16 protein-coding genes are annotated in these 21028 nt (G+C 64.9%); 10 read left to right on the forward strand and 6 right to left on the reverse strand.

The window, feature by feature from the left end; translation table 11 throughout:
- Positions 1-118: 118 nt before the first annotated feature.
- From HHL22_RS03955 to HHL22_RS03965, 3 genes are all read right to left on the reverse strand, one after another.
- On the reverse strand, positions 119-1198 hold the full coding sequence (locus HHL22_RS03955) for a phosphatidylinositol-specific phospholipase C1-like protein (protein ID WP_169529658.1): 1080 nt from the start codon (positions 1196-1198) through the stop codon (positions 119-121).
- Between the two features lie 164 nt (positions 1199-1362).
- Positions 1363-2952, reverse strand: coding sequence for a RagB/SusD family nutrient uptake outer membrane protein (locus HHL22_RS03960; RefSeq protein WP_169529659.1), 1590 nt, complete (start codon positions 2950-2952; stop codon positions 1363-1365).
- 146 nt (positions 2953-3098) lie between these two features.
- Positions 3099-6098, reverse strand: coding sequence for a SusC/RagA family TonB-linked outer membrane protein (locus tag HHL22_RS03965; protein WP_169529660.1), 3000 nt, complete (start codon positions 6096-6098; stop codon positions 3099-3101).
- Positions 6099-6314: 216 nt separating this feature from the next.
- Here HHL22_RS03965 and HHL22_RS03970 point away from each other — a divergent pair, with 216 nt between their 5' ends.
- The 4 genes from HHL22_RS03970 (at position 6315) to HHL22_RS03985 (ending at position 8537) form a co-directional block, all read left to right on the forward strand.
- Positions 6315-6482, forward strand: a complete 168-nt coding sequence (locus HHL22_RS03970) for a hypothetical protein (RefSeq protein WP_169529661.1) — start codon at positions 6315-6317, stop codon at positions 6480-6482.
- 287 nt (positions 6483-6769) lie between these two features.
- On the forward strand, positions 6770-7453 hold the full coding sequence (locus HHL22_RS03975) for an outer membrane beta-barrel protein (RefSeq protein ID WP_169529662.1): 684 nt from the start codon (positions 6770-6772) through the stop codon (positions 7451-7453).
- A 239-nt stretch (positions 7454-7692) separates the two neighbouring features.
- Entirely contained in the window at positions 7693-7950 is a 258-nt protein-coding gene (locus tag HHL22_RS03980; RefSeq protein ID WP_169529663.1) for a hypothetical protein, read from the forward strand.
- 56 nt (positions 7951-8006) lie between these two features.
- The gene (locus HHL22_RS03985; RefSeq protein ID WP_169529664.1) at positions 8007-8537 is read left to right on the forward strand and encodes a hypothetical protein; all 531 of its coding nucleotides are present in this window, start codon (positions 8007-8009) and stop codon (positions 8535-8537) included.
- 54 nt (positions 8538-8591) lie between these two features.
- Here the strand turns inward: HHL22_RS03985 and HHL22_RS03990 are convergent, their stop codons facing one another.
- From HHL22_RS03990 to HHL22_RS04000, 3 genes are all read right to left on the reverse strand, one after another.
- On the reverse strand, positions 8592-9230 hold the full coding sequence (locus HHL22_RS03990) for a gluconate 2-dehydrogenase subunit 3 family protein (RefSeq protein WP_169529665.1): 639 nt from the start codon (positions 9228-9230) through the stop codon (positions 8592-8594).
- Between the two features lie 25 nt (positions 9231-9255).
- A complete protein-coding gene (locus tag HHL22_RS03995; RefSeq protein WP_169529666.1) occupies positions 9256-10998 on the reverse strand; it encodes a GMC family oxidoreductase in 1743 nt (580 codons plus the stop codon).
- Positions 10999-11150: 152 nt separating this feature from the next.
- Entirely contained in the window at positions 11151-11840 is a 690-nt protein-coding gene (locus HHL22_RS04000) for a 3-keto-disaccharide hydrolase (RefSeq protein ID WP_169529667.1), read from the reverse strand.
- Positions 11841-12064: 224 nt separating this feature from the next.
- Between HHL22_RS04000 and HHL22_RS04005 the strand changes: the two genes are divergently transcribed.
- The 6 genes from HHL22_RS04005 to HHL22_RS04030 all read left to right on the forward strand — a co-directional run bounded on the left by HHL22_RS04005 (position 12065) and on the right by HHL22_RS04030 (position 20922).
- On the forward strand, positions 12065-12739 hold the full coding sequence (locus HHL22_RS04005) for a response regulator transcription factor (RefSeq protein ID WP_169529668.1): 675 nt from the start codon (positions 12065-12067) through the stop codon (positions 12737-12739).
- 178 nt (positions 12740-12917) lie between these two features.
- A complete protein-coding gene (locus tag HHL22_RS04010) occupies positions 12918-14300 on the forward strand; it encodes a sensor histidine kinase (protein ID WP_169529669.1) in 1383 nt (460 codons plus the stop codon).
- Between the two features lie 58 nt (positions 14301-14358).
- Positions 14359-15756 (forward strand): TolC family protein, encoded by a 1398-nt coding sequence (locus HHL22_RS04015; protein WP_169529670.1) that lies wholly within the window; start codon positions 14359-14361, stop codon positions 15754-15756.
- A gap of 95 nt (positions 15757-15851) precedes the next feature.
- Positions 15852-19109, forward strand: coding sequence for an efflux RND transporter permease subunit (locus HHL22_RS04020; RefSeq protein ID WP_169529671.1), 3258 nt, complete (start codon positions 15852-15854; stop codon positions 19107-19109).
- A 123-nt stretch (positions 19110-19232) separates the two neighbouring features.
- On the forward strand, positions 19233-20357 hold the full coding sequence (locus HHL22_RS04025) for an efflux RND transporter periplasmic adaptor subunit (protein WP_169529672.1): 1125 nt from the start codon (positions 19233-19235) through the stop codon (positions 20355-20357).
- A 310-nt stretch (positions 20358-20667) separates the two neighbouring features.
- Positions 20668-20922 (forward strand): hypothetical protein, encoded by a 255-nt coding sequence (locus HHL22_RS04030; RefSeq protein WP_169529673.1) that lies wholly within the window; start codon positions 20668-20670, stop codon positions 20920-20922.
- Positions 20923-21028 lie beyond the last annotated feature (106 nt).

Raw genomic sequence — 21028 nt, forward strand, 5'->3', positions numbered from 1 at the left:
TAACGGGAAGCAACTTTTCAGAGCGTCAGGGGCGAGGAAAGTAGTAGAAAGCCCGTCATACTTCGGCAGGCGGACGCCAGATGAGCAGGACGGGCTTTTGTTACTTCTCAGCAACGCCCTACTGCTTGGCCAGCACCGGGTTGGAGCGGAAGTAGGTGCCGCCGGGGAAGCTGATGGCGTAGGGCGACTGGAAGTGCGTACTGGGCAGGTAGTAATCGGTGCTAATGATTTGGGCGCCCGACTGCTCGGCGGCCTCGAAGGCGCTGCGGTCGTTGCGGCGGGCTTCCTGGGTGTCGCTGTCGGCGCGGGTGCGGATGATGTAGCCCTTCTCCACCAGCGCCTTGATGGCGGCCTGGTCCTGCTTGGCGTTGTTGAGGATGTGGATGGCGGCCTCGGGCGTGCCCGGCTCCGAGTCGGTGAACAGCACGCGGCCCTTGAGCGAGGGGTGGCCCTGAATGTAGGCGGCGCGCTTGTCGCCCTTCTCGTCGAGTACGAACACGAACTTGCCCCGCGCGGCGCGTAGCGTGGGCCAGTGACGGTGCAGCACGGCGCTTTCGAGAGTGGCGTAGGAGCCGCGCACCTGGTCGGGCATGACGAGCTTGTCGGCCCCTAGGGTGCCCAGGATTTCCTTGTCCAGCGCGTCGAACACGGCGGCCGTGAAGGGCTCAGGCACCGTGAGGCCGGGCTGCTTGAGGGGCTCGTCCTTGGCGTTCATGGTAATGAATACCGGCTCGTGCGTGGGGTGCGCCGCCGACCAGCGCTTCAGCTCCTGCAGGGCCAGTTGGAAGGTGGGCGCGTTGCTGCGGAAGTCCAGGTCCTGGATGTGAAAGACCTTGAAGCCAGGCTTCCGCATGAGGCCGGCCGCGTCGTAGGCGGGCTGGCCGGGAGCCAGGTCCAGGCCCTTGGGGTGGGCGTACTTGCCGCCTTGGGCGTCGGCGTACACGTCGATTTCCAGGGCCCGCAGGCCCCGGTCGAGCTGCTGGCTCAGGGTCTGGTGCTCGTAGTCGATGCGGCTCATGCTTACCGAATCGGCCTTTTGCAGCGTCTTGAACAGCCGAGGGTCGATGGCCTGCTTATAGCTGTTATGCGAGCCGATGACTTGAATCTGGTTGAGCAGCAGCTCGGGGGGCGCCGGGGGGCCTAAGGGGCGCAGGGCCAGGCTGGCGGCGCCGGCGGCGAGGAGGAGCAGGATTTTCATAGGATAGGAAAAGGATACTGAAAGAACGTCATGCTGAGCTTGCCGAAGCATCTCTACCGCGCAGCTAAGTACAATCGTTAGAAGTGCTTACGCGGTAGAGATGCTTCGGCAAGCTCAGCGTGACTGCTTTTTAGAACGTTGTGTAATGCACAAGAGCCCTAGGGTTAGTAGCCTGGGTTTTGCACCAGGTTGGTATTGAGGCGCAGCTCGATGGTGGGCACGGGGTAGAGGCGGCGGAAGCTGCTCTTGTCCATCTTTAGCACGTCGTTGGGCAGGGGGTATTCCGCCTCGAACTGGCCAAAGCGCAGCAGGTCGTCGCGGCGCCAGGCCTCCCAGCTTAGCTCGCGGGCGCGCTCGTCGAGCATGCTCCCTAGGGTGATGCTGGTGGCGGTTTGGGCGCCGGCGCGGGCCCGCACCTTGTTGACCAGCACCAGCGGGGTTTGCAGCTCGCCGCCTACGCTGGTGGCCGGTGCGCCGCGCAAAACGGCCTCGGCCTTCATCAGCAGCACGTCGGCGAGGCGCAGCAGGGGCACGTCGTTGCTGTTGAGGCGGGTGGCCTGGATGATGTTGGCATCGGGGTAGTACTTGATGGAGCGCACGCCCGAGGCCTGGCTGGCCTGGGTGTTGCCCAGGTCCATGGGCTTGGGCGGCACCAGCGTCAGCACCGGGTTGATGTTGATTTGGGTGGTCGAGTTGGGGTAGTAGACCGGGGTGTTGGTGAAGCCGCCGTTGCCATCGGGCACGTACTGCGGGCCGGCCAGCCAGGTGGTGGTGCGGAAGTCGCCGGGCAGGTTGAAGCGGTTGTAGAACTCCGGCGTGGTGCTCATGGCGATACTCAGGCCCACGTTGAAGCCGTAGGCCTGGGTGAGGTAGTAGAAGAAGCCGAAGCGCGTGAACTGGTTGCCCGGAATCTGCTGGTCGTAGGGAATGGCGAAAATGGTTTCCTTAATCTGCGGGCCGTTATTGGGCAGGAAGATGTCGCGGTAGCGGGTGTCGAGGCTGTAGTTGGCGTTGGCCTGCACGCTGTCGGCCATGCGCACCACGTCGGGGTAGCGCGGGGTGCCGGTGTACACCTCCGAGTTGAGGTAGAGCTTGGCCAGCAGCGCGTAGGCCATGCCCTTGGTGGGGCGGCCATACTGCTGGATGTTGGTGGCGCTGTTGCCCGACTTGGCCGGCAGCTTGCCCGTCAGGCCCGTCAGCTCGCTCTCGATGAACTTGTATACCTCGGCGCGGGGCTTGGTGGCGGGCGAGGCGGGCGCCGGGTAGTCGGTGATGAGCGGCACGTTGCCGTACAAATCCATTAAAAAGAAGTAGTAGAGCGCCCGCATGGCCCGGATTTCGGCCAGCCGGTTGGCCTTTTCCTGGTCCGAGAAACCAAACGAGCTGGTGATGTTGAGCAGGCGGTTGCAGGTTTGGATGCCGCCGTAGGCCCACTGCCAGATGGTGAGCACGTTGGGATGGTCGGGCGTCCAGGTGTGGTAGTGCAGCTGGCGGTACTGCCCGCCGTCGTCGAAGTTGCCGTCGCGGGCCGGCAAAATGGCCTCGTCGGTGCTCAGCTCCTGCATGCGCCAGTAGGGCACGGCAAACTGCGACGACAGGTTGGAGTAGATGGCGCCCACCGAGGCGTTGTAGTCGCTGAGCGTCTTGGGGAAGTTGCTGCTCACAAACTGCGACTCTACTGGCACGTCGAGCACGTTGCACGAGAACGTGGCGAGCCCTAGGGTGCTGAGGGCGAAGAGGATATATTTTTTCATGATGGTTATTTAGAGAGGATGCCCAGGCGTGGACCCCACCCCCGGCCCCTCCCCTCCGGGAGAGGGGAGCCTGACGACTGCATACGGCAGCGCTGCCGTGGCTCCCCTCTCCCGGAGGGGAGGGGCCGGGGGTGGGGTCCACGCCCCTAAAAAGTCGCGTTCAGCCCGAGGGTGAAGGTGCGTGTCTTGGGGTAGTAATTGTTGTTGTCGATGCCGGGGGTAAGGCCGCCGATGTTCACCTCGGGGTCGATGCCGCGGTATTTAGTGAGCACGAACAAGTTGCTGCCGGTTAGGTAGAGGCGGATGCTCTTCACGAACTGGGTGCTGGGGCGCAGCGTGTACCCTAGGGTGGCGTTGTCGAGGCGCAGGTACGAGCCGCTCTCCAGGAAGCGGTCCGAAATCAGGTAAGCGTTGATGTCGTTGGGCGACTCGCCCAGGGTGAAGCGCGGGATGTTTTGTAGGCGCGCATCGGCCGGGTTGTTGAGGCCGGCCAGCGTGGCGTTCAGGATTTTATTGCCTAGCACGCCGCGCACCAAAAAGTTGAGGTCGAAGGCCTTGTAGCTGAAGTTGTTGACCCAGCCGTAAATCAGCTTGGGCTGGGCGTTGCCCACTTCCACCATGTCGGTGGTCAGCGGCTGGGTGGCCGTCACGCTGCCGTCGGCCTTCTGGAAGGTGCTCACGCCGGCCTCGTTCTTGCCCAGGTAGTGCCACAGCTTAAACGTCCCTAGGGCCGAGCCGGGCTGCACAATCTGGCTGTAGTTGCCGCTCTGGCCTTTGCCGCCCAGTTGCGCCGTCTGGATGTAGGGAATCGTGAAGCGGTCAGTGCTCAGGTTCTCGATGCGGTTGGTGTTGTGCGAGAAGTTCACCGACGAGCGCCAGGTGAAGCTGCCCGTTTGCACCGGCACCACGTTCAGCACCACCTCGATGCCGCGGTTGCTCATGCTGCCCACGTTGGCCGTGTAGGTGGTGTACTGAAACTCGGTGCTCGACACCGGCAGCACGTCGTCAATCAAGTCGCTGGTTTTCTTATAGTACACGTCCACCGAGCCCGAAATGCGGTTCTTCAAGAAGCCGAAGTCCACGCCGATGTTGGTGGTGGCGGTGCTTTCCCACTTCAGGTCGGGGTTTTCATTGCGCACGGCGTTCACCACGTTGGCGATGGTGCCGTTGTTGAGGTACTTGCTGCTGCCGGGCGGCGTGCCGTAGATGAGCACCGATGAGAAGGCGTCGAAGCCCTGGCTGTTGCCCGATACGCCGTAGCCGGCGCGCAGCTTCAGGTCGCTCACCGCCGGCAGGCTCTGCATAAACGGCTCGGCGATGATGCGCCACCCTAGGGCCGCCGTGGGGAAGTAGCCGTAGCGGTTGTTCACGCCGAAGGCCGACGAGCCATCACGCCGCAGCGACACCTGCGCCAGGTAGCGGTCGGCGTACTGGTACTGCGCCCGCGCGTACTGCGAGGCCAGCCGCAGCGTCGAAATCGGGTTGTTGTCGAAGGCAATCTGCGCCAGCGACGAGGGGTTCGACAGGTACAGGTTGTTGTACCCTAGGGCGTCGTTGGCGAAGCCCTGGGTCGTGATGCCGAAGCCATCGTTCACGCGGTCTTGCTGGTACGAGTAGCCGCCCAGCAGCTGCACGTTGTGCTGGCCGAAGGCGCGGTCGTAGTTGGCGTAGGCCTCCAGCACGGTGTTGGTGTTCTCGTACTCGGCGCGGCGGGCCACGCCCCCCAGGTTCACGGCCAGGCCCGACTGGCTGTTGAAGTAGCTGTTGGAGTTGGTTTGGGTGCGCTGGCTCGAGCCGCTCAAAGTCAGGCGCAGGCCCGTAATAACGTCGAGCTGCACCAGGCCGTTAAGCAGGGTTTTGTTGTCCTTGGTAACGTAGGTGTTGTTGTTCACCAGCGACAGCGGGTTCAGGGGGCCGCTGCCGGTGCGGGTGTAGTTTTCCTTGTAGCTGCCGTCGGCGTTGTAGGGGCTCACCGTGGGCAGGTAAAACAGCATGTTCTGCAGCACGTTGGTCTGCGGAATGTCGTTGCTGGTGGTCGAGCTATTGATGATGTTCAGCCCCAGCTTCAGGTGGTTGTCGAAGAACTTCTGGTTGATGAAGCCGCGCGTCACCACGCGCTCCAGCGAGGTGCGCCGCAGCACGCCGTTGTTGCGGAAGTAGTTGATACTAGCGCCGTAGTCGGTGGCGTTGGCCGCCCCGCTAAACGACACGTTGTGGTTGGTGGAGTAGCTGGTGCGCTCTACCAGGTCCTGCCAGTTGGTGTTCGAGCCGTCGTCGTCGGTGGGCTTGGTCAGGGGCCGGGCATTGTTGGTGGCCAGGTACTGGCGCAACTCGTCGCCGCTCAGCATGTCGATGCGCTTCGACACGGTAGCCACCGCGCCGTAGCCGCTGTAGGTGAGGCGCGTCTGGCCCGCCTTGGCCCGCCGGGTAGTCACGATAATCACGCCGTTGGCCGCCCGCGTGCCGTAGATGGCGGTGGCCGAAGCATCTTTCAGCACGTCGATGCTGGCGATGTCGTCGGGCGCCAGCAGGTCGATGCTCGCGCCCGGCACCCCGTCAATCACGTAAAACGGCTCCGTCACGCCCCCATTGAGGGTGCGGATGGTGCTGGGGCCGCGCAGCACCACCGAGGGCCGCTGATTGGGGTCGCCGCTCTTGGTGATGTTGAGGCCCGCCACCTTGCCTTGCAGCACCTCGGCCGGCGTCGTGAGCACGCCGGGGTTAAACTCGTCGGCCTTGATGGACGTCACCGCCCCCGTCACGTCCTTCTTACTCTGGGTGCCGTAGCCGATTACCACCACGTCCTTCAGCTCCTGCGCATTGGGCAGCAGCGTCACGTTGAGCGTAGTTTGGGTGCCGGCAATGACTTCCTTGGTCACCGAGCCCACGAACGAGAACACCAGCACGTCGGCCGAGCTGTTCGTCTTCAGACTGTAGGTGCCGTCGTTAGCCGTGGCGGTGGCCACGCTGCTGTCCTTAATGCGCACCGTCACGCCGGGCAGCGCCGCGTTCCGCTCGTCGGTGACGGTACCCTTGATGGTTTGCTGGGCCAGGGCCAGCGTGGGGGCCAGTAGCATACCCAGCCCTAGGGCCCCTGGGCGCCAGCCCGCGGGCGCGGGGCACACAATAGAATACTCGTTTTTCATAAGCGCAAATCCTTAGCGGGAGTGCCTGTTTTTGGCACCACAAAGCACTTGCAGGCTTATTATCGGAGTATGACCCTAGGGTTATGCTTTAGGATTATGAAAAGAACAACTAAAACTTAGGCGCCACCAGCGCTACCTAAATCATCGCGCAGTCTTCGGGTACGAGGAAGTGGTCGAGTAGCAACGGACAAGGAGCAGTCTTAACGTCCCTTGTCTATGCCCGAAAAGAAATCCGTTGGCGGTCAGTCCGTCACGCGCAAGAATTACACGCCGGCTTCCAAGGCCAAGTGCGTCCGCCAGGAAGTCGCCGGGGCGCGGCAAGCCGCCGGGGCCCGTGCGCCGGGCATCGCGCCCGCCCTGCTTGGCCGCTGGCAGCGTACGTAGCGCCTGGGAGCAGACCGTATCCAGCAGCGCCGAGCGCGAGGAAACCAACCAGTTACGCGCTGAGCTGAAGCGGGTGGAAATCAAGCGCGACCTTTTAAAGCTAGTCGGCGGCCGCTGGTGCTATTTGGCCACCTGGCGCGAGGCTGCGCGGTAGGCAAGCGCCCAGCTAATAGTAGCTGCTAGCCATCATCACGCGGCCGCTCGGGCCTCACTGCCCGGCGGCGGCCCCTAGGGGTGCGTAGCGCATGAAGAATTGCTTAAGTTCGCGAAACTTTTCGTTTTCCCTCATGCGCAGCGCCTTACTACTAGCTGGCTGGGCTGGCTCGCCACTTCTTTGCTGGGCGCAGGCAGCTCCCCGCGCGGTCATTCCTTACGTGGGCGCCAGCCTGTCGGTGCAAACCAGCCAGCCTTTTAACGCCTATTCCAGCACCCGGCTGGGCCCCGCCTTCACGGTGGGCGCCGAGCTTAACCCGCGGCTGGCCCTGCAGCTTGGTAGTGCCTACGTCTGGCGGCGCGATGCCTACCACGGCGCCTACACCACCAACGTGGGGCTGGTGGTGGAAGACAACGACACCCGGCTCCACACCTTCACCGTCCCTATTTTGCTGCGCGCCACGCTCACCAGGCCCGCTGGCCGCTGGCACGTAGACGGGCTAGCTGGCCCTACCATCTACTATTACGTTACGCACCGCAATTATTTGCAAACCACCCAGGGGCAAATCACGCGCAGCGGCACCGATAGCTACGTAGAAACGCAGGCCAGCCTTACCCTCGGGCCGGGCGTGCGCTACGCCCTGACGCCCCGCCTGGAGCTGGCGGCCAATGCGTTGGCGGAGCTCTACCTTTCCGGCTTTCCCTACACGCTGGCCGCGCCTCTCAGCAGCCAGTTATCCTCGCACCTGCTGGCGGGTGTGCAGTATCGGTTTGGGCAGCTGCGGCCCCCTAGGCCCCCTGCCAGCGGCCAACTGTAGGAGGCGCTTACCACCAATACTGGTTCATTCGGCGAGTCTTTTAGTTCGTACGGCCCCCAAAAAGGCCCTTGCTGCTAATAGCAAGGGCCTTTTGTATTTATTTACTTTTTTATTTATCAATTGCTTGCAAATAAATTGCAGAGCTTATTTTTATTTCTGGCAGGCCTCCCGGCTTTGCCAGCGCGGCGTTACTGCCGCCGTCTACGCTCTCTTACCTTCTACCTATTAAAGCAACTTTCATGGATACCAGTCACGCCCTCGACCACTATCCCGAACGCCGCGACCTCCTCAACGGCTTCCTGCTAGAGTACTCGCTGCTCACCACCGAGTCGCCCGAGCTTACCGAGCTGCTCAGCTTTGAGGCCTACGCGCAGTTCTGCTTCAGCTTTTTTGCCCTGCGCCAGCAGCGCAGCCAGCAGGCCGGCATCAGCCAGCAGCTGAAGCTGCTGCGCGAGCACCTGCCCCTGCCCGTGCCCGCCACGCTGCTAACCCTCTAAATCTTACTACACTATTCTGGTTTGTTCGCTATCCGTCCGTTATCCTTCTTCGCTTAATGCCGCTACAGTTACTCCGCGCTACGCCCCAAATTTCTATTTACTACGACAGCTGCAACGACTGGCTTTTTCTGGACTGGCAGGGTGAGCTGGATTTGCCCGCCCTGCAGCTCGCCTGCCTCGAGCTGGCCCTGGTGTGTTTGCCGCGCCACTACCCGCGGGTGCTCAACAGCCAGGCGCAGCTCACCAGCATCAGCTGGGATGCCTCAGCCTGGCTGGCGCGCTACTTTTTGCCTTACTTAGTGACGGCCGGCATCGAGCGCGTGGCCTGGGTGAGCGGGCGCTCGACCAGGGGCCACGACGTGGTGCACGACCTGCTCTACCGCCTGCCCCCGGTGCCTATCACCTTCTTCGACGATGTGGAGATGGCCGTGGACTGGCTGCAGCGCAGCCGGCTGGCGCGGCCGGGCCGCCCGCCCCGTCGCCCGGCCGGGGCCGAGGCGCAGCTGCTGCAGGCGGTGCGGCTGTTCACGCGCTGGGTGCTTGGGCAGCCCGCCCGGCCCGTGTTTGCGGTAGCAAATCAGCCCTAGGGCACCCACTGGCCAGTGGGTGCCCTAGGGCTGATTTGCCAGTAGCAGCCGGCGCTATACAGTCACGTTTTCCATGCCGTACTGCTTCAGCACGTCTGCGGGCACGCCCGTCCAGCGGTTGGGCGCGTTGCCGGCGTAGCCAATATCGGCAATGCCGATTTTGCTGGTGAAGAAACCCGAGGCCGTCAGGTCGCGCATGCGATTGAAGAAGCTTACGCCCTGCTTCAGCTCGGGCTTAGCCTTGGCCGGGTAGGCAATGGCCGTCACCATTTCCAGCTGCTGCGGGGCCGGGCAGTCCACGAAGGCGTGGCCGTAGCGGTCCGCGCACTGCAAGTCCAGCCAGCGCAGGCCCCCGCGCATGGGCAGCTGGTGCTCGGGAATGTCCTTGACGATGAACTCGATAAAGGCGGGCACCTTGGCATCGGAGGCGCTGCCGGAGTGCTCGTCTTTGGGAATAATAATATCGGCCAGCACCGTGATGGTGGCCATTTCGTGGGGCGTGAAGAAGGTTTCGGCGTGCAGCTTCTTGTCGCGCTCTAATTCAAACGCCTGGCGCCCGGCCGTCTCGGTGGGCGCTTCGATAACGGCCGCCTGCTCGGTTTGCTGGGCGGGCTCGCTTTTGCAGGCGTCGAGCAGCAGCCCCGTCGAGAGGGCCGTAAGGCCGATGGCCTTGAGGGATTCGCGTCTTTTCATGGCTAGAATAGGGCTAGGCGGGCACTTAAACGGAAAGCTTTTTGCGCTGGTCTAGGATGTACTCGCTGGTGCGCATGGCCAAGGCCAGGATGGTCCAGGTGGCGTTTTTGTCGCCCTGCTGCACAAACGGCGCGGCATCCACCACAAATAGGTTTTTGCAGTCGTGGGCCTGGCACCACTTATTGAGAGCCGACTTCTTGGGGTCGTCGCCCATGCGCACCGTACCTACCTCGTGGATGATGCGGCCCGGCGCTTCCAGCCCGTAGTTGGTGTCGGCGCCGTGCGGCTTTGAGGTCACGATGGCGCCCATCTCGTGCATGATGGACTGGAAGGTTTCCTGCATGTGCTTGGCCTGCTTGATTTCGTCGCTGGTCCAGTTATAGTGGAATTTGAGCACCGGAATGCCATACTTGTCCACCACGTCCTTGTCGATTTCGCAGTAGTTGTCGTAGCGCGCAATGGCCGTGCCGCGGCCCGCCATGCCCACCTGCGTGCCGTAGAAGCGGCGGTAATCGTCCTTGAGCGAGGCGCCGAAGCCGCCCGCTTCCTTGATTTTGCCGTCGCGGCCGGGTACCAGCCCGTTCAGGTTCTGGATGCCGCGCCCGAAGCCGTAGGAGGGCATGTTCATGCCCCCGCCGTACTCGATGTGGTAGCCGCGCGGGAAGTCGAGCTTCTTGTTATCCAGCCACCAGGGCGTGTAGATGTGCACGCTGCCCACGCCGTCCTCGTTGTAGCGCTTGCGGTCCATGAGCTGCGGCAGGAAGCCGCCCGCGCTGGCGCCGGTCGAGTCGTGCAGGTAGCGGCCCACCACGCCGCTGCTGTTGGCCAGCCCGCCGGGGTGCTGGCTCGATACCGAGTTGAGCAGCAGGCGGGCGCTTTCGCCGGCGCTGGCCCCTAGGATAACCATTTTACCCTTCACCTGGTACTCTTGCAGGTTGTTCTTATCCACGTACGAGACGCCGGTGGCCAAGCCGTTGGGCCCGGTCAGCACCTCGCGCACCATGGCGTTGGGCAGCACCTTGAGGTTGCCGGTTTTGAGGGCCGGAATCACCAGGCACGACGAGGCCGAGAAGTCGCCATATACCTTGCAGCTGCGCCCGCACTGCCCGCAGAAAAAGCAGGCGCCCCGGTCCTTGTTGCCCGGCAGGGCCTCCGTCAGCACCGAGCCGCGGCCCGGAATCACCTTCACGCCCGCTTTCTCGGCGCCCTGCTTGATAAACAGCTCGTTGAGGCGCGGCTTGGGCGGGGGCAGGAAGATGCCGTCGGGCTCGTTCTCTAGGCCCTCCACGGTGCCGTAAATGCCAATCAGGCGGTCAACCTTGTCGTAGAACGGCTTGACGTCGGCGTAGGTGATGGGCCAGTCGTCGGTCAGGCCGTCGATGTCGTGGCTCTTGAAATCCTTGGGGCCCATGCGCAACGAAATGCGCCCCCAGTGGTTGGTGCGCCCGCCCAGCATGCGGGCCCGAAACCAGTCGAACTTCGTGCCCTCGGCGGTGGTGTAGGGCTCGCCCTCCAGCTCCCAGCCCCCGTAGGCGGCGTCGAAGTCGCCGAAGGGCCGCACCGTGGAGGCGCCCCGGCGCGGCGACTCGTAGGGGAACTTGAGCTGCTGCGCGTCCTTGGCCGGGTCGAAGAACGGGCCGGCTTCCAGCATCAGCACCTTCAGGCCGGCGTGGGCCAGCACGTAGCCCGCCATGCCGCCCCCCGCCCCCGAGCCCACAATGATGGCGTCGTAAACGGTAGGTGATTTCTTGATTTCAAAAGTGCTCATCAGGTACTTAGGGGATGGGAAAAAGAGTGTACGGGCCAACCCATGAACGGCGGCCTGGCAAGTTACTGCCCACCGCCGACAAGTCAATCGCTCTGCTTAAACGTTTAAGCAAATTGCCGCAAAAAAGCCGCGCTAGGGGCGGCTTATTATTCCTAGAGCGGCGTGAGGGTGATGTTGCGGAACGCTACTTCGTGGTTGTGGTCCTGCAAGGCGATGTGACCTTTGGGGTAGGCGGCGAAGTTTTTCCAGGTCTTGAACTTGCTGTTTTCGAGCAGCTTGTTCCACTCGGGGCCGCCCATCTGGATGTCCACCGTCTGGGTGCCGTTCATAAAGAAGGTGAGGTGGCCGTTCTGCTTGCGCAGCTTAATGGCATTCCACTGGCCGGCGGGCTTGGCCACGTCCTTGGCCGGGGCCAGCATGTCGTAGAGCGAGCCGGCCAGGTGGGTGGGCTTCTTGTTGTCCTCGGCTTCCTGGTTGTCGAGCACCTGCATCTCCACCCCCGTTTCGTAGGTGGCGTGGAAGGCCGGGTCCTCGTGCACCCCGAAAATGATGCCGCTGTTGCCGCCCTTCGAGATGTTCCACTCCAGGGCCAGCTCGAAGTTCTCGTACTCCTTGTCCGTCACCAGGTCGCCCTGGCCGGGGGCCTTCGGGTCGAGCCGGAGCGTGCCATCAACGGCCGTCCAGGCGGGCTCGGCGGTGGGCTTGAGGTAGGTGTGCCAGCCCTTGGTGGTTTTGCCGTCGAAGAGCGACTGCGGCGCGGGCTTGGCCAGGGGCTTGTGGGCGGTAGCTACCTGGCTGCACACCGCGCCAACCGCCAGGGCCGTCAAAAAGAAACCTTTCATGATACTAGAAGTGGGAATTGTACAGCAGCGAAGGTAAGGGCCAGCTCTTTAGTGCGGCGCCGGGCTGCCGGGCCGGCCGGGGCCCTAGGGGCCAAGCTGGGCTAACAAGGATGCGGGGGCTGCCCGCACGTTGCACCAATGGGCGGCGTACCGGCCCCTGGTGCTTCTCGCCAGCCCTAGGGGCCTTCATTCAATAACCGTCTTGGTGGGCCGACTTTTGCGGCATGACGATTTTACTGGTTGAGGACGAAGCCAGTTTGGCCTCCTTTATTCAGAAGGGCGTGGCCGCCGAGGGCTACGACATCAAGGTGGCCTACGACGGGGTGATGGGCCAGCGCCTGTTTGCGCAGCAGCCCTACGACGTGGTAGTGCTCGACGTGAACCTGCCCGGCCTGAACGGCTTTGAGCTGTGCCGCTACATCAAGCGCCACTCGCCGCGCCAGGCGGTGCTGCTGCTTACGGCCCTGGATGGGCTGCCCGACAAGGAAAGCGGCTTCGGGGCGGGCGCCGACGACTACCTAGTGAAGCCGTTTGAGTTTCGGGAGCTGCTGCTGCGCATTCGGGCGCTGGCGCGGCGCAGCAGCGCCTACGCCGGCCAGCACGCCCTGCTGCAAGTGGCCGACCTGGTGATGGACACCGACGCGCGCACCGTGACCCGCGCCGGCCAGCGCCTCGAGCTGACTACCCGCGAGTACGCCCTGCTCGAATACCTGCTCGTAAACAAGGGCAAGACCGTGAGCCGCATCGACATTGCCGAAAAGGTATGGGACCTGCACTTCGACACCAACACCAACGTTATCGACGTGTACATCAACTACCTGCGCAAAAAAATTGATAAGAACTTCGACCAGAAGCTGCTGCACACGGTAGTGGGCATGGGCTACCTGCTGCAGGGCTAGCGTTAGCAACTATAAATGAACAGGGAGCAGGGAGTAAAACAGGCGGTCATGCTCATCTGGCGTCCGCTTGTCGAAGCATCTCTACCACGCCCCTAGGGTATCGTTCGGGAGAGATGCTTCGACAAGCGGACGCCAGATGAGCATGACGGGCTTTATTGCTCACTGCCCCTCGCTAAAAATGCAAATTCGCCATAAACTACTGCTTTGGTTCGCGGGGCTGATGAGCGGGCTGCTGCTGGCTTTTTCGGGCTACGTGTACGTAAACTACGCCGAGTTTCGGGAGCAGGCCTTTCGGCAGCGGCTAGTGCGCAAGGTGGCGCTCATGAACCAGGTGCTGGACGACAGCCGAGTGGCGCAGGCGCTGGCTACCCTGCCCGAGCAGGCCGGCTACGTATACGGCCCAGTTAACCAGCCGCTTTACGCCAGCGACAACTCCGGTGATTTTCAGCCTACCCCGGCCCTGCTGGCCCAGGCCCGGCAGCAGTGCCAGGTGGCGTTTGAGTTTGCCAGCCCTGGCCACGCCTACGACAAGGCGGGCGTGGCCCTGGCCTACCGCCGGGCCGGCCAGCCGGGCACCTACGTGGCCCTGGTAACGGCCTACGACCAAACGGGCCTGGAGCGGCAGCGCACGCTGTGGTGGACGCTGCTCTCGGGCTACCTGGGGGCCGTGGTGGTGGTGGTAGGCCTAGGGCTGCTGTTTGCGCGCTGGGCGCTGTTGCCCTTCGACCGGCTGATTGGGCAGCTGCGGCGGCCGGGGGCGGCCCGCACCTTCCGGCTGCGCCCGCTGCACCCGCACGACGAAGCCGGGGTGCTGGCCCAGGCCTTCAACGACTTGCTGGCCCGCCAGGAGGCGCTGGCCCAAAGCCAGCAGGCGTTCATTGCCCAGGCCTCGCACGAGCTGCGCACCCCGCTCACCACCATTAAGGGTTGGCTGGAAACCTCGCTCACCTACGACGCCGACGCCGCCAGCCTGCGCGAGGGCATGCGCCAGGCGGCCCAGGAGCTGGATAAGCTCACGGCCCTGGCCAACGGGCTGCTGCACTTGGCCCGGCTGGAGGGCCTAGGCACTCGCCTCGAGCGCCAGCCGCTGGAAGTGATGGACGTGCTGCTCGACGTCATTGATACCGTGCAGCATCAGCGGCCGGGCCAGCGCCTGGCCCTGGCGGTGGGCGAAGGCGTGCAGCAGCAGGCCGCCGCCCCCACCCTGCTGGGCAACCGGCACCTGCTGCGCACCGCCCTCACCAACCTGGTGGACAACGCCTGCAAGTACTCGGGCGGCCAGCCGGTGGCCCTAGGCCTCGAAATGCACACCGACCAGGCCATTCGCCTCACCATCGCCGACCAGGGCATTGGCATCGTGCCGGCCGACGCCGAGCGCATTTACCAGCCCCTCACCCGCGGCAGCAACGTGCAGCACATCAGCGGCTTCGGCATCGGCCTGACGCTGGCGCGCGAGATTGTGCAGCTGCACCAGGGCCAGCTGTGGCTGCGCCCCAGGCCCGGCGGCGGCACCGTGGCTGAAGTAGAGCTGCCACTAGTGCCGGGGGTGGGGCCATTCTAATAACTTCTAATCTACTGCTAATGCCAGGTTAATACCGCCGGGGGAGCTTTGCGGCATCATGCGCGTATTCCGTTTGTTTTTGGTGGGGTGGCTGGGGCTGCCGCTCGCGGGCTGGGGCCAGGGGGCCGCACCGCTCACCCTCCCCCAGGCCCTGCAGCTGGCCCGCACCAACTACCCCGCGCTGCGGGCCCGGCAGGCCGGCGTGGCCGCCGCCGCGGCCGACGTGCGCACCGTGCGCGCCAACTACCTACCCCAGCTCACGGCCCAGGCGCAGGCCCTGGATGGCACCAGCAACCAAGCCCGCGGCGCGCTGCTGGGCGGCGTGGGGCCCAACGTGTCGGGGGTGCGCGACTATACCAGCTACCAGGCCTCGTGGGCCAGCCAGGGCATGCTCTACATCGACTGGCCGGCCGTCACGTTTGGCCGCTACCGGGCCGACGTGCAGCGGGCCGAGGCCAGCGTGAGCGAGGCCCAGGCCGCCTACGACCAGGAGCTGTTTACCCACCAGGTGCAGGTGGCCGACGCCTACCTGCTGGCCCTGGCCGCCCAAAAAACCGTGGCCCTGCAAGCCGCCAACCTGCAACGCTCGCTGGCCCTGCGCCGCATTGTGCTGGCCGGCACGCGGGCGGGCATTCAGGCGGGCATCGACAGCTCGACGGCCAACGCCGAGGCGGCGCGGGCCCGGCTGCAGGTGCTGGCCAGCCGCCAGCAGGCCGAGCAGCAGCGCGTGCGCCTGGCGGGTTTGCTGGGCGTGCCCACCCAGTCCTTCACCCTCACCGACTCCACCCGGTTTTTTACGCGCCTGCCCGCCTTGCCCGCCGCCGCCGATACCGGCAGCCTGCTGCGCCACCCTACCCTGCTGGCCTACCAGCGGCGCGTGGCCACCAGCGACGCGCTGGCCCGCGCCCTGGCCGCCGGCAACCGGCCCACGCTGTCGGTGGTGGGCGCCACCTGGGGCCGGGGCTCGGGCGCGGCCAGCGCCGCCCGCCCCGACGGCACCTACGCCATCGACCCCGGCCTAGGGGCGGGCCTGCCCTTCAAGGTGTATAACTACGCCGTGGGGGCGGCCCTGACCTGGCGCCTCACCGAGTTGATTCACAGCCACCGGGCCGCCACCGCCCAGCTGGCCCGCTCCGAGCAGGCCCGCGCCGACTACAGCCAGCAGGCCCTGCAGCTGCGCACCGAGCAGCAAAATGCCCGCCTGCAGCTCGAGCTGGCCCAGCAAAGCGCCTTGGCCGCGCCCGCCCAGCTCGACGCCGCCCAGCGGGCCTACACCCAGGCCCAGGCCCGCTACAACGCCGGCCTCGACAACCTGGTGGTGCTCACGCAAGCCACGCTGGTGCTCAACCGGGCCGAAACCGACCAGGCCATTGCCACCAGCAACGTGTGGCGCGCCCTAGTGCTGCGCGCCGCCACCAGCGGCGACCTAGGCGAGTTTACCAGCCAGCTACCCTAGGGCTACTATAAATGAAAAGAGGCGGTCATGCTGAGCGCAGCGCAGCGGAGTCGAAGCATGACGTTCCATTATAAGCTACTAAACCTGCCATTATCATGTTAAAAGCCGCGCTTACTAAACCCATTGCCGTAGTGGTGGCCCTGCTGAGCATCCTCGTGTTTGCGGGGCTGGCCCTCACGCGCATTCCGGTGGATATTTTTCCGCGGCTCAACCTGCCCACCATCTACATTGCCCAGCCCTACGGCGGCATGACGCCGGCCCAGATGGAGGGCTTCATCGCCACGCGCTACCAAAACCAGATGCTCTACGTGTCGGGCATTAAGAACGTGGAGGTGAAGAACATCCAGGGTCTGTGCTTGGTCAAGTGCACGTTTTACGAAGATACCAACATGGCCCAGGCGGCCGGCGAGGTGGCCTCGCAGGTGAGCCGGGTACTCAACTACTTCCCGCCCGGCACGGTGCCGCCCATCGTGGTGCGCTTCGATGCCTCGTCGCTGCCGGTGGGCGAGCTGGTGTTTAGCAGCAGCACCGCCACCTTAGGGCAGATGCAGGACCTGGCTTCGACGCGGGTGCGCCCCCTGTTTTCGCAGATTCCGGGGGCCTCGGCGCCCTCGCCCTTCGGCGGCAACGAGCGCACCATCGTGGTGCGCGTCGACCCCGAGCGCATGAAAAGCTACCAGCTCACGCCCGACGAGATTGTGGCGGCCATCGTGCGCAGCAACCAGGTGTCGCCGGCCGGCGCCGTGAGCATGGGCAACTACACCGTGCTGACGCCCAGCAACACCACCATCAACCAGGTGCCGGATTTCCTCAATATTCCGCTGCGCCAAGGCGTGGGGCCCACCGTGTTTATCCGCGACGTGGCGCGGGTGGAAGACGCCACCGATACGCCCGTGGGCTACGCCCTCATCAACGGCAAGCGCTCGGTCTACATCCCCGTCACCAAGTCGGCCGACGCCTCCACCATGAGCGTGGTGGCGGCCCTGCGCGCCAAGCTGCCCGAAATGCAGGCCCTGCTGCCCGACAACATCCACCTGAGCTACGAGTTCGACCAGTCGGTGTACGTGACGCAGGCCGTGCACAGCCTGGCCTTCGAGGGGGGCCTGGGGGCGCTGCTCACCGGCCTGGTGGTGCTGCTGTTTCTGCGCGACTTGCGCTCGTCGCTCATCGTTATTCTCACCATTCCGGCCTCCATTCTGGCCGCCATCCTGCTCCTGCAGCTCACCGGGCAAACCATCAATTTGATGACGCTCTCGGGGCTGTCGCTGGCCATCGGCATCCTGGTTGACCAGGCCACGGTGGTGATTGAGAACATTCACCAGCACCTGGAAATGGGCAAGCCCAAGGCCCGCGCCATCCTCGACGCCAGCCAGGAGGTGTCGTTTCCGCTGCTGCTCATCACGCTCAGCATCCTGGCCGTGTTCGCGCCCTCCTTTCTGATGACGGGGGTGCCTAGGGGCATGTTTATTCCGCTTTCGCTGTCGGTGGGCTTCTCCATCATCGTCTCGTATCTGCTCTCGCAAACCTTCGTGCCGGTGGTGGCCAACTGGTGGCTGAAGGGCCACGCGCACGCCGCGCCGCACGCTGCTAGCATTTTGCCTGACTTGTCCGAAAGCACGGAGCACCAAGAAGAAGCCTACGAAACCACCCACCCCGAAAAGGTGGACGGCTTCGAGCGGGTGAAGCTGGGCTACCTGCGCCTGCTGGATAAGCTGCTGGCCCGCCGGGCCCTGGTGCTGGCAGTGTACGGCACGGTGTGCGCCGCCACGGTGGGGCTGTGCTTCTACTTCATTGGGCAGGACATGATGCCCAAAATCACGCACTCCAAGCAGTTTCAGGTGCGCATCGTGGCGCCGCAGGGCCTGCGCCTCGAGCGCACCGAGGCGCGCACCAAACAGATAATCAACATCATCAACCAGCTGGTAGGGCCGCAGAACGTGGCCATCACCTCGGCCTTCGTGGGCATGACGCCCAGCAGCTACGGCACCAGCGCGCTCTACGTGTTCAACGCCGGCCCCCACGAGGCCGACCTGCAAGTGAACCTGGCCGAGCACTACCACGTCCAGAACCTCGACGCGCTCAAGGACCGGATTCGCCAGGCCGTGGCCCGGCAGGTGCCCGACGTGCAGCTCAGCTTCGAGCCCATTGAGCTGACCGACAAAATCATGAGCCAGGGCGCCCAAACGCCCATTGAGGTGCTGGTGGGCGGCAAAGACCTGGGCGAGGGCGAGGCCTACGCCGAGCGCCTGGTGGCCAGCCTACGGCGCATTCCGTACCTGCGCGACGTGCGCATCAACCAGCCCCTGAGCTACCCCACCGTGCAGGTGCAGATTGACCGCGCGCGCGCCGCCCAGTTTGGCCTCACGCCCGACCAGATTTCGCGCTCGCTGGTGGCCGCCACCAGCAGCAGCCGCTTCACGGCCAAGAACTTGTGGCTCGACCAAAGCAAGGGCTTCTCGTACCAGGTGCAGGTGCAGCTGGCGGCCCGCGATATGAACTCGAAGGCCGACATGCTGAACATTCCGCTGGTGCCGGGCCAGCTGCGCCCCACCCTGGGCGACGTGGCCACCCTGCGCACCACCACCGTGCCCGGCGAGTACGACCGCATCGGCCCGCGCCGCATCGTCACGGTATCGGCCAACATTGCGGGCCGCGACCTGGGCACGGCCACCAAAGCCGTGCAGCGCGCCATCGACCACCTGGGCACGCCGCCCAAGGGCACGGTGGTGACGATGCGCGGCCTGGCCCAGCTGCTGCAAGAAACGCTCAGCAGCCTGCAAGCCGGCCTAGGGCTGGCCATCGTGGTCATTTTCCTGCTACTGGCCGCCAACTACCAGTCGTTTAAAGTAGCCGGGGTGGTGCTCGTGACGGTGCCGGCCGTGCTGGCGGGCTCGCTGGCGCTGCTGCTAGCCACGGGCCAAACCCTGAACCTGCAGTCGTATATGGGCCTCATCATGTCGGTGGGCGTGTCGGTGGCCAACGCCGTGCTGGTCGTCACCAACGCCGAGAGCCTGCGCCTGCGCTACCGCGACGCCGTGGCCGCCGCCCGCGTGGCCGGCGCCGCCCGCCTGCGCCCCATCCTCATGACCTCGGTGGCTATGATTGCCGGCATGCTGCCCATGGCCTCGGGCCTGGGCGAGAGCGGCGAGCAAACCGCCCCCCTAGGCCGCGCCGTCATTGGTGGGCTGCTGGCTTCTACGGTGGCCGCCCTGTTCATTTTGCCGGTCGTGTTCGCCGCCGTGCAGCGCAAAACCAGCTTCGTATCCGTCTCGCTCGACCCCGACGATGCCGCCAGCGCCACCTACGACGGGGCCGCCGTGCCCACCGCCGAGCGCGAGCTGGTGGCGCACTAAAAGGCCCGTAACACCAAGCTCCGGCTTGGTGCGCCGCCAGAACAAGTTGCTCAACGAGGCACCAAGCAGGAGCTTGGTGTAACGGGCCACCACCAAACACCTAGTCTATAATCTCTCTTCGTTATGCTTTCCCGCTCTCTTTCTTTCACTGGCCTACTGCTGGGCGCGGCCGTGCTGGCCGGCTGCTCGTCGTCCGATTCGTCGGCGGACGCCGCCACTGGCCCCGACGCACCCACCGCCGCCCCGGCGGCCAGCCGCCCCGCGGCCGTGCGCGTAACGGCCAGCCAGCCAGCGCAGTCGCTGAGCTTGCCCGGCGAGCTGGAAAGCTATTACCAAACCGACATCCTGCCCCGCGTGGGGGGCTACGTCAAGAAGCTCTATGTCGATATTGGCTCGCACGTGCGCCAGGGCCAGGTGCTGGCCGACCTCGACGCCCCCGAAATAACGGCGGCCCTCAACGAGGCCCAGTCCAAGCAACGGGCCGCCGAGGCTGTGTTTCAAGCCAGCCGGGGCACCTACCGCCGCCTGCGCCAAACGGCCCGCACGGCCGGCGCCGTGTCGCCCTTGCAGCTCGACCAAACCCGCGCCCAGGCCACCTCCGACAGCCTCAACGTGCTGGCCGCCCGCGCCCACTACCGCGCCGCCGCCCAAATGAGGGCCTACCTGCACCTCACCGCGCCCTTCGCCGGCGTCATCACCGAGCGCAACATCTCGCCCGGCGCGGCCGTGGGCGCGGGCACGCCCGGCGCGCTGCCCCTGCTGCGGCTGCGGCAACTAAGCCGGCTGCGCCTGCGCGTGGCCGTGCCCGAAGCCTACGTGGCCGACTTGCGGCCGGGCAGCCCGGTGCAGTTCACGGTCAAGTCGTATCCCGGCCGCACCTTCACCGGCCGCATCAACCGGCTGGCGGGCAGCGTGCAGGCCGCCACGCGCTCCGAGCAGGTCGAAATCGACATTCCCAACCCGCAGGAGGAGCTAAAGCCCGGCATGTTTGCCTCGGCCAACATTCCCATCACCCGGCCCCAGAGCAGCCTGTTCGTGCCCAAAACGGCCGTGGTCACCACCTCCGAGCGCACCTACGTCATTCGGGTGGCGGGCGGGCGCACCGCGCTGGTAGACGTGCAGGTGGGCGACGAAAACAACGGCCAGGTGCAGGTATTCGGCCCGCTTAAGGCCGGCGACGTGGTGCTCAAGGTCGGCAGCGAAGACGTGGCCGACCAGCAGCCCCTGCAAGTAGTCCTGGCGCAGTAGCCCACCCGCGTCCTCACGCCGCAGCCCAGGCCCTAGGCCCCGCCAGCGGCACCCCAGTCACCCCGGCCCGCGCCTACCCTGGCCCAGCCCCTGCCCGCCGCCGCGCCCCTACCTGGCGGCGGCGGGCAGGGGCTTTTTTGGGAGCGAAAAAACGGCAGCCAATAGCCGAGTTTAAAGCGCTATTTCTTACTTTTACCTCAAGAATAACCTAACGCCTAACTCACTCACCATCTGCCTTTTTTTAGTCTATTTACTTCTCTCTATGGTACCATCCGCTACGCAACGAACCAAATCTGAGCTTACTATTTTATTGCAACGCCTCACGCGCCTGATTCAGGAGATGGGCGACCGGGGCCTGGAGCCCGAGGCCTTTGAGCCGGCCAGCACGCTGCGGCCGCGCTACCTGCAGCTGGCCACCCAGGCCACGCGCCTGGCCCAGGCCATGGGCTTTGCCGAGGGCGAGTCGGCCGAATACATCAGCAACCTGCTGGTGGACAGCCTGCGCACCAGCAGCCGCGCCGAGCGGCGCGAGCGCATGACCCTGCAAGAGGCGCTGGGCGACTAACCGGGTTGCCCCCGCTGCGCTCGCCCAAAACGAACGCGCGGCCCCTAGGGCAGCTGGCTGGTCCGGCTGCCCTAGGGGCCGCGCCCGTTAGCTACCCGTCGTTGGC

It is taken from the genome of Hymenobacter polaris (assembly GCF_012927305.1).
Classification (GTDB): domain Bacteria; phylum Bacteroidota; class Bacteroidia; order Cytophagales; family Hymenobacteraceae; genus Hymenobacter; species Hymenobacter polaris.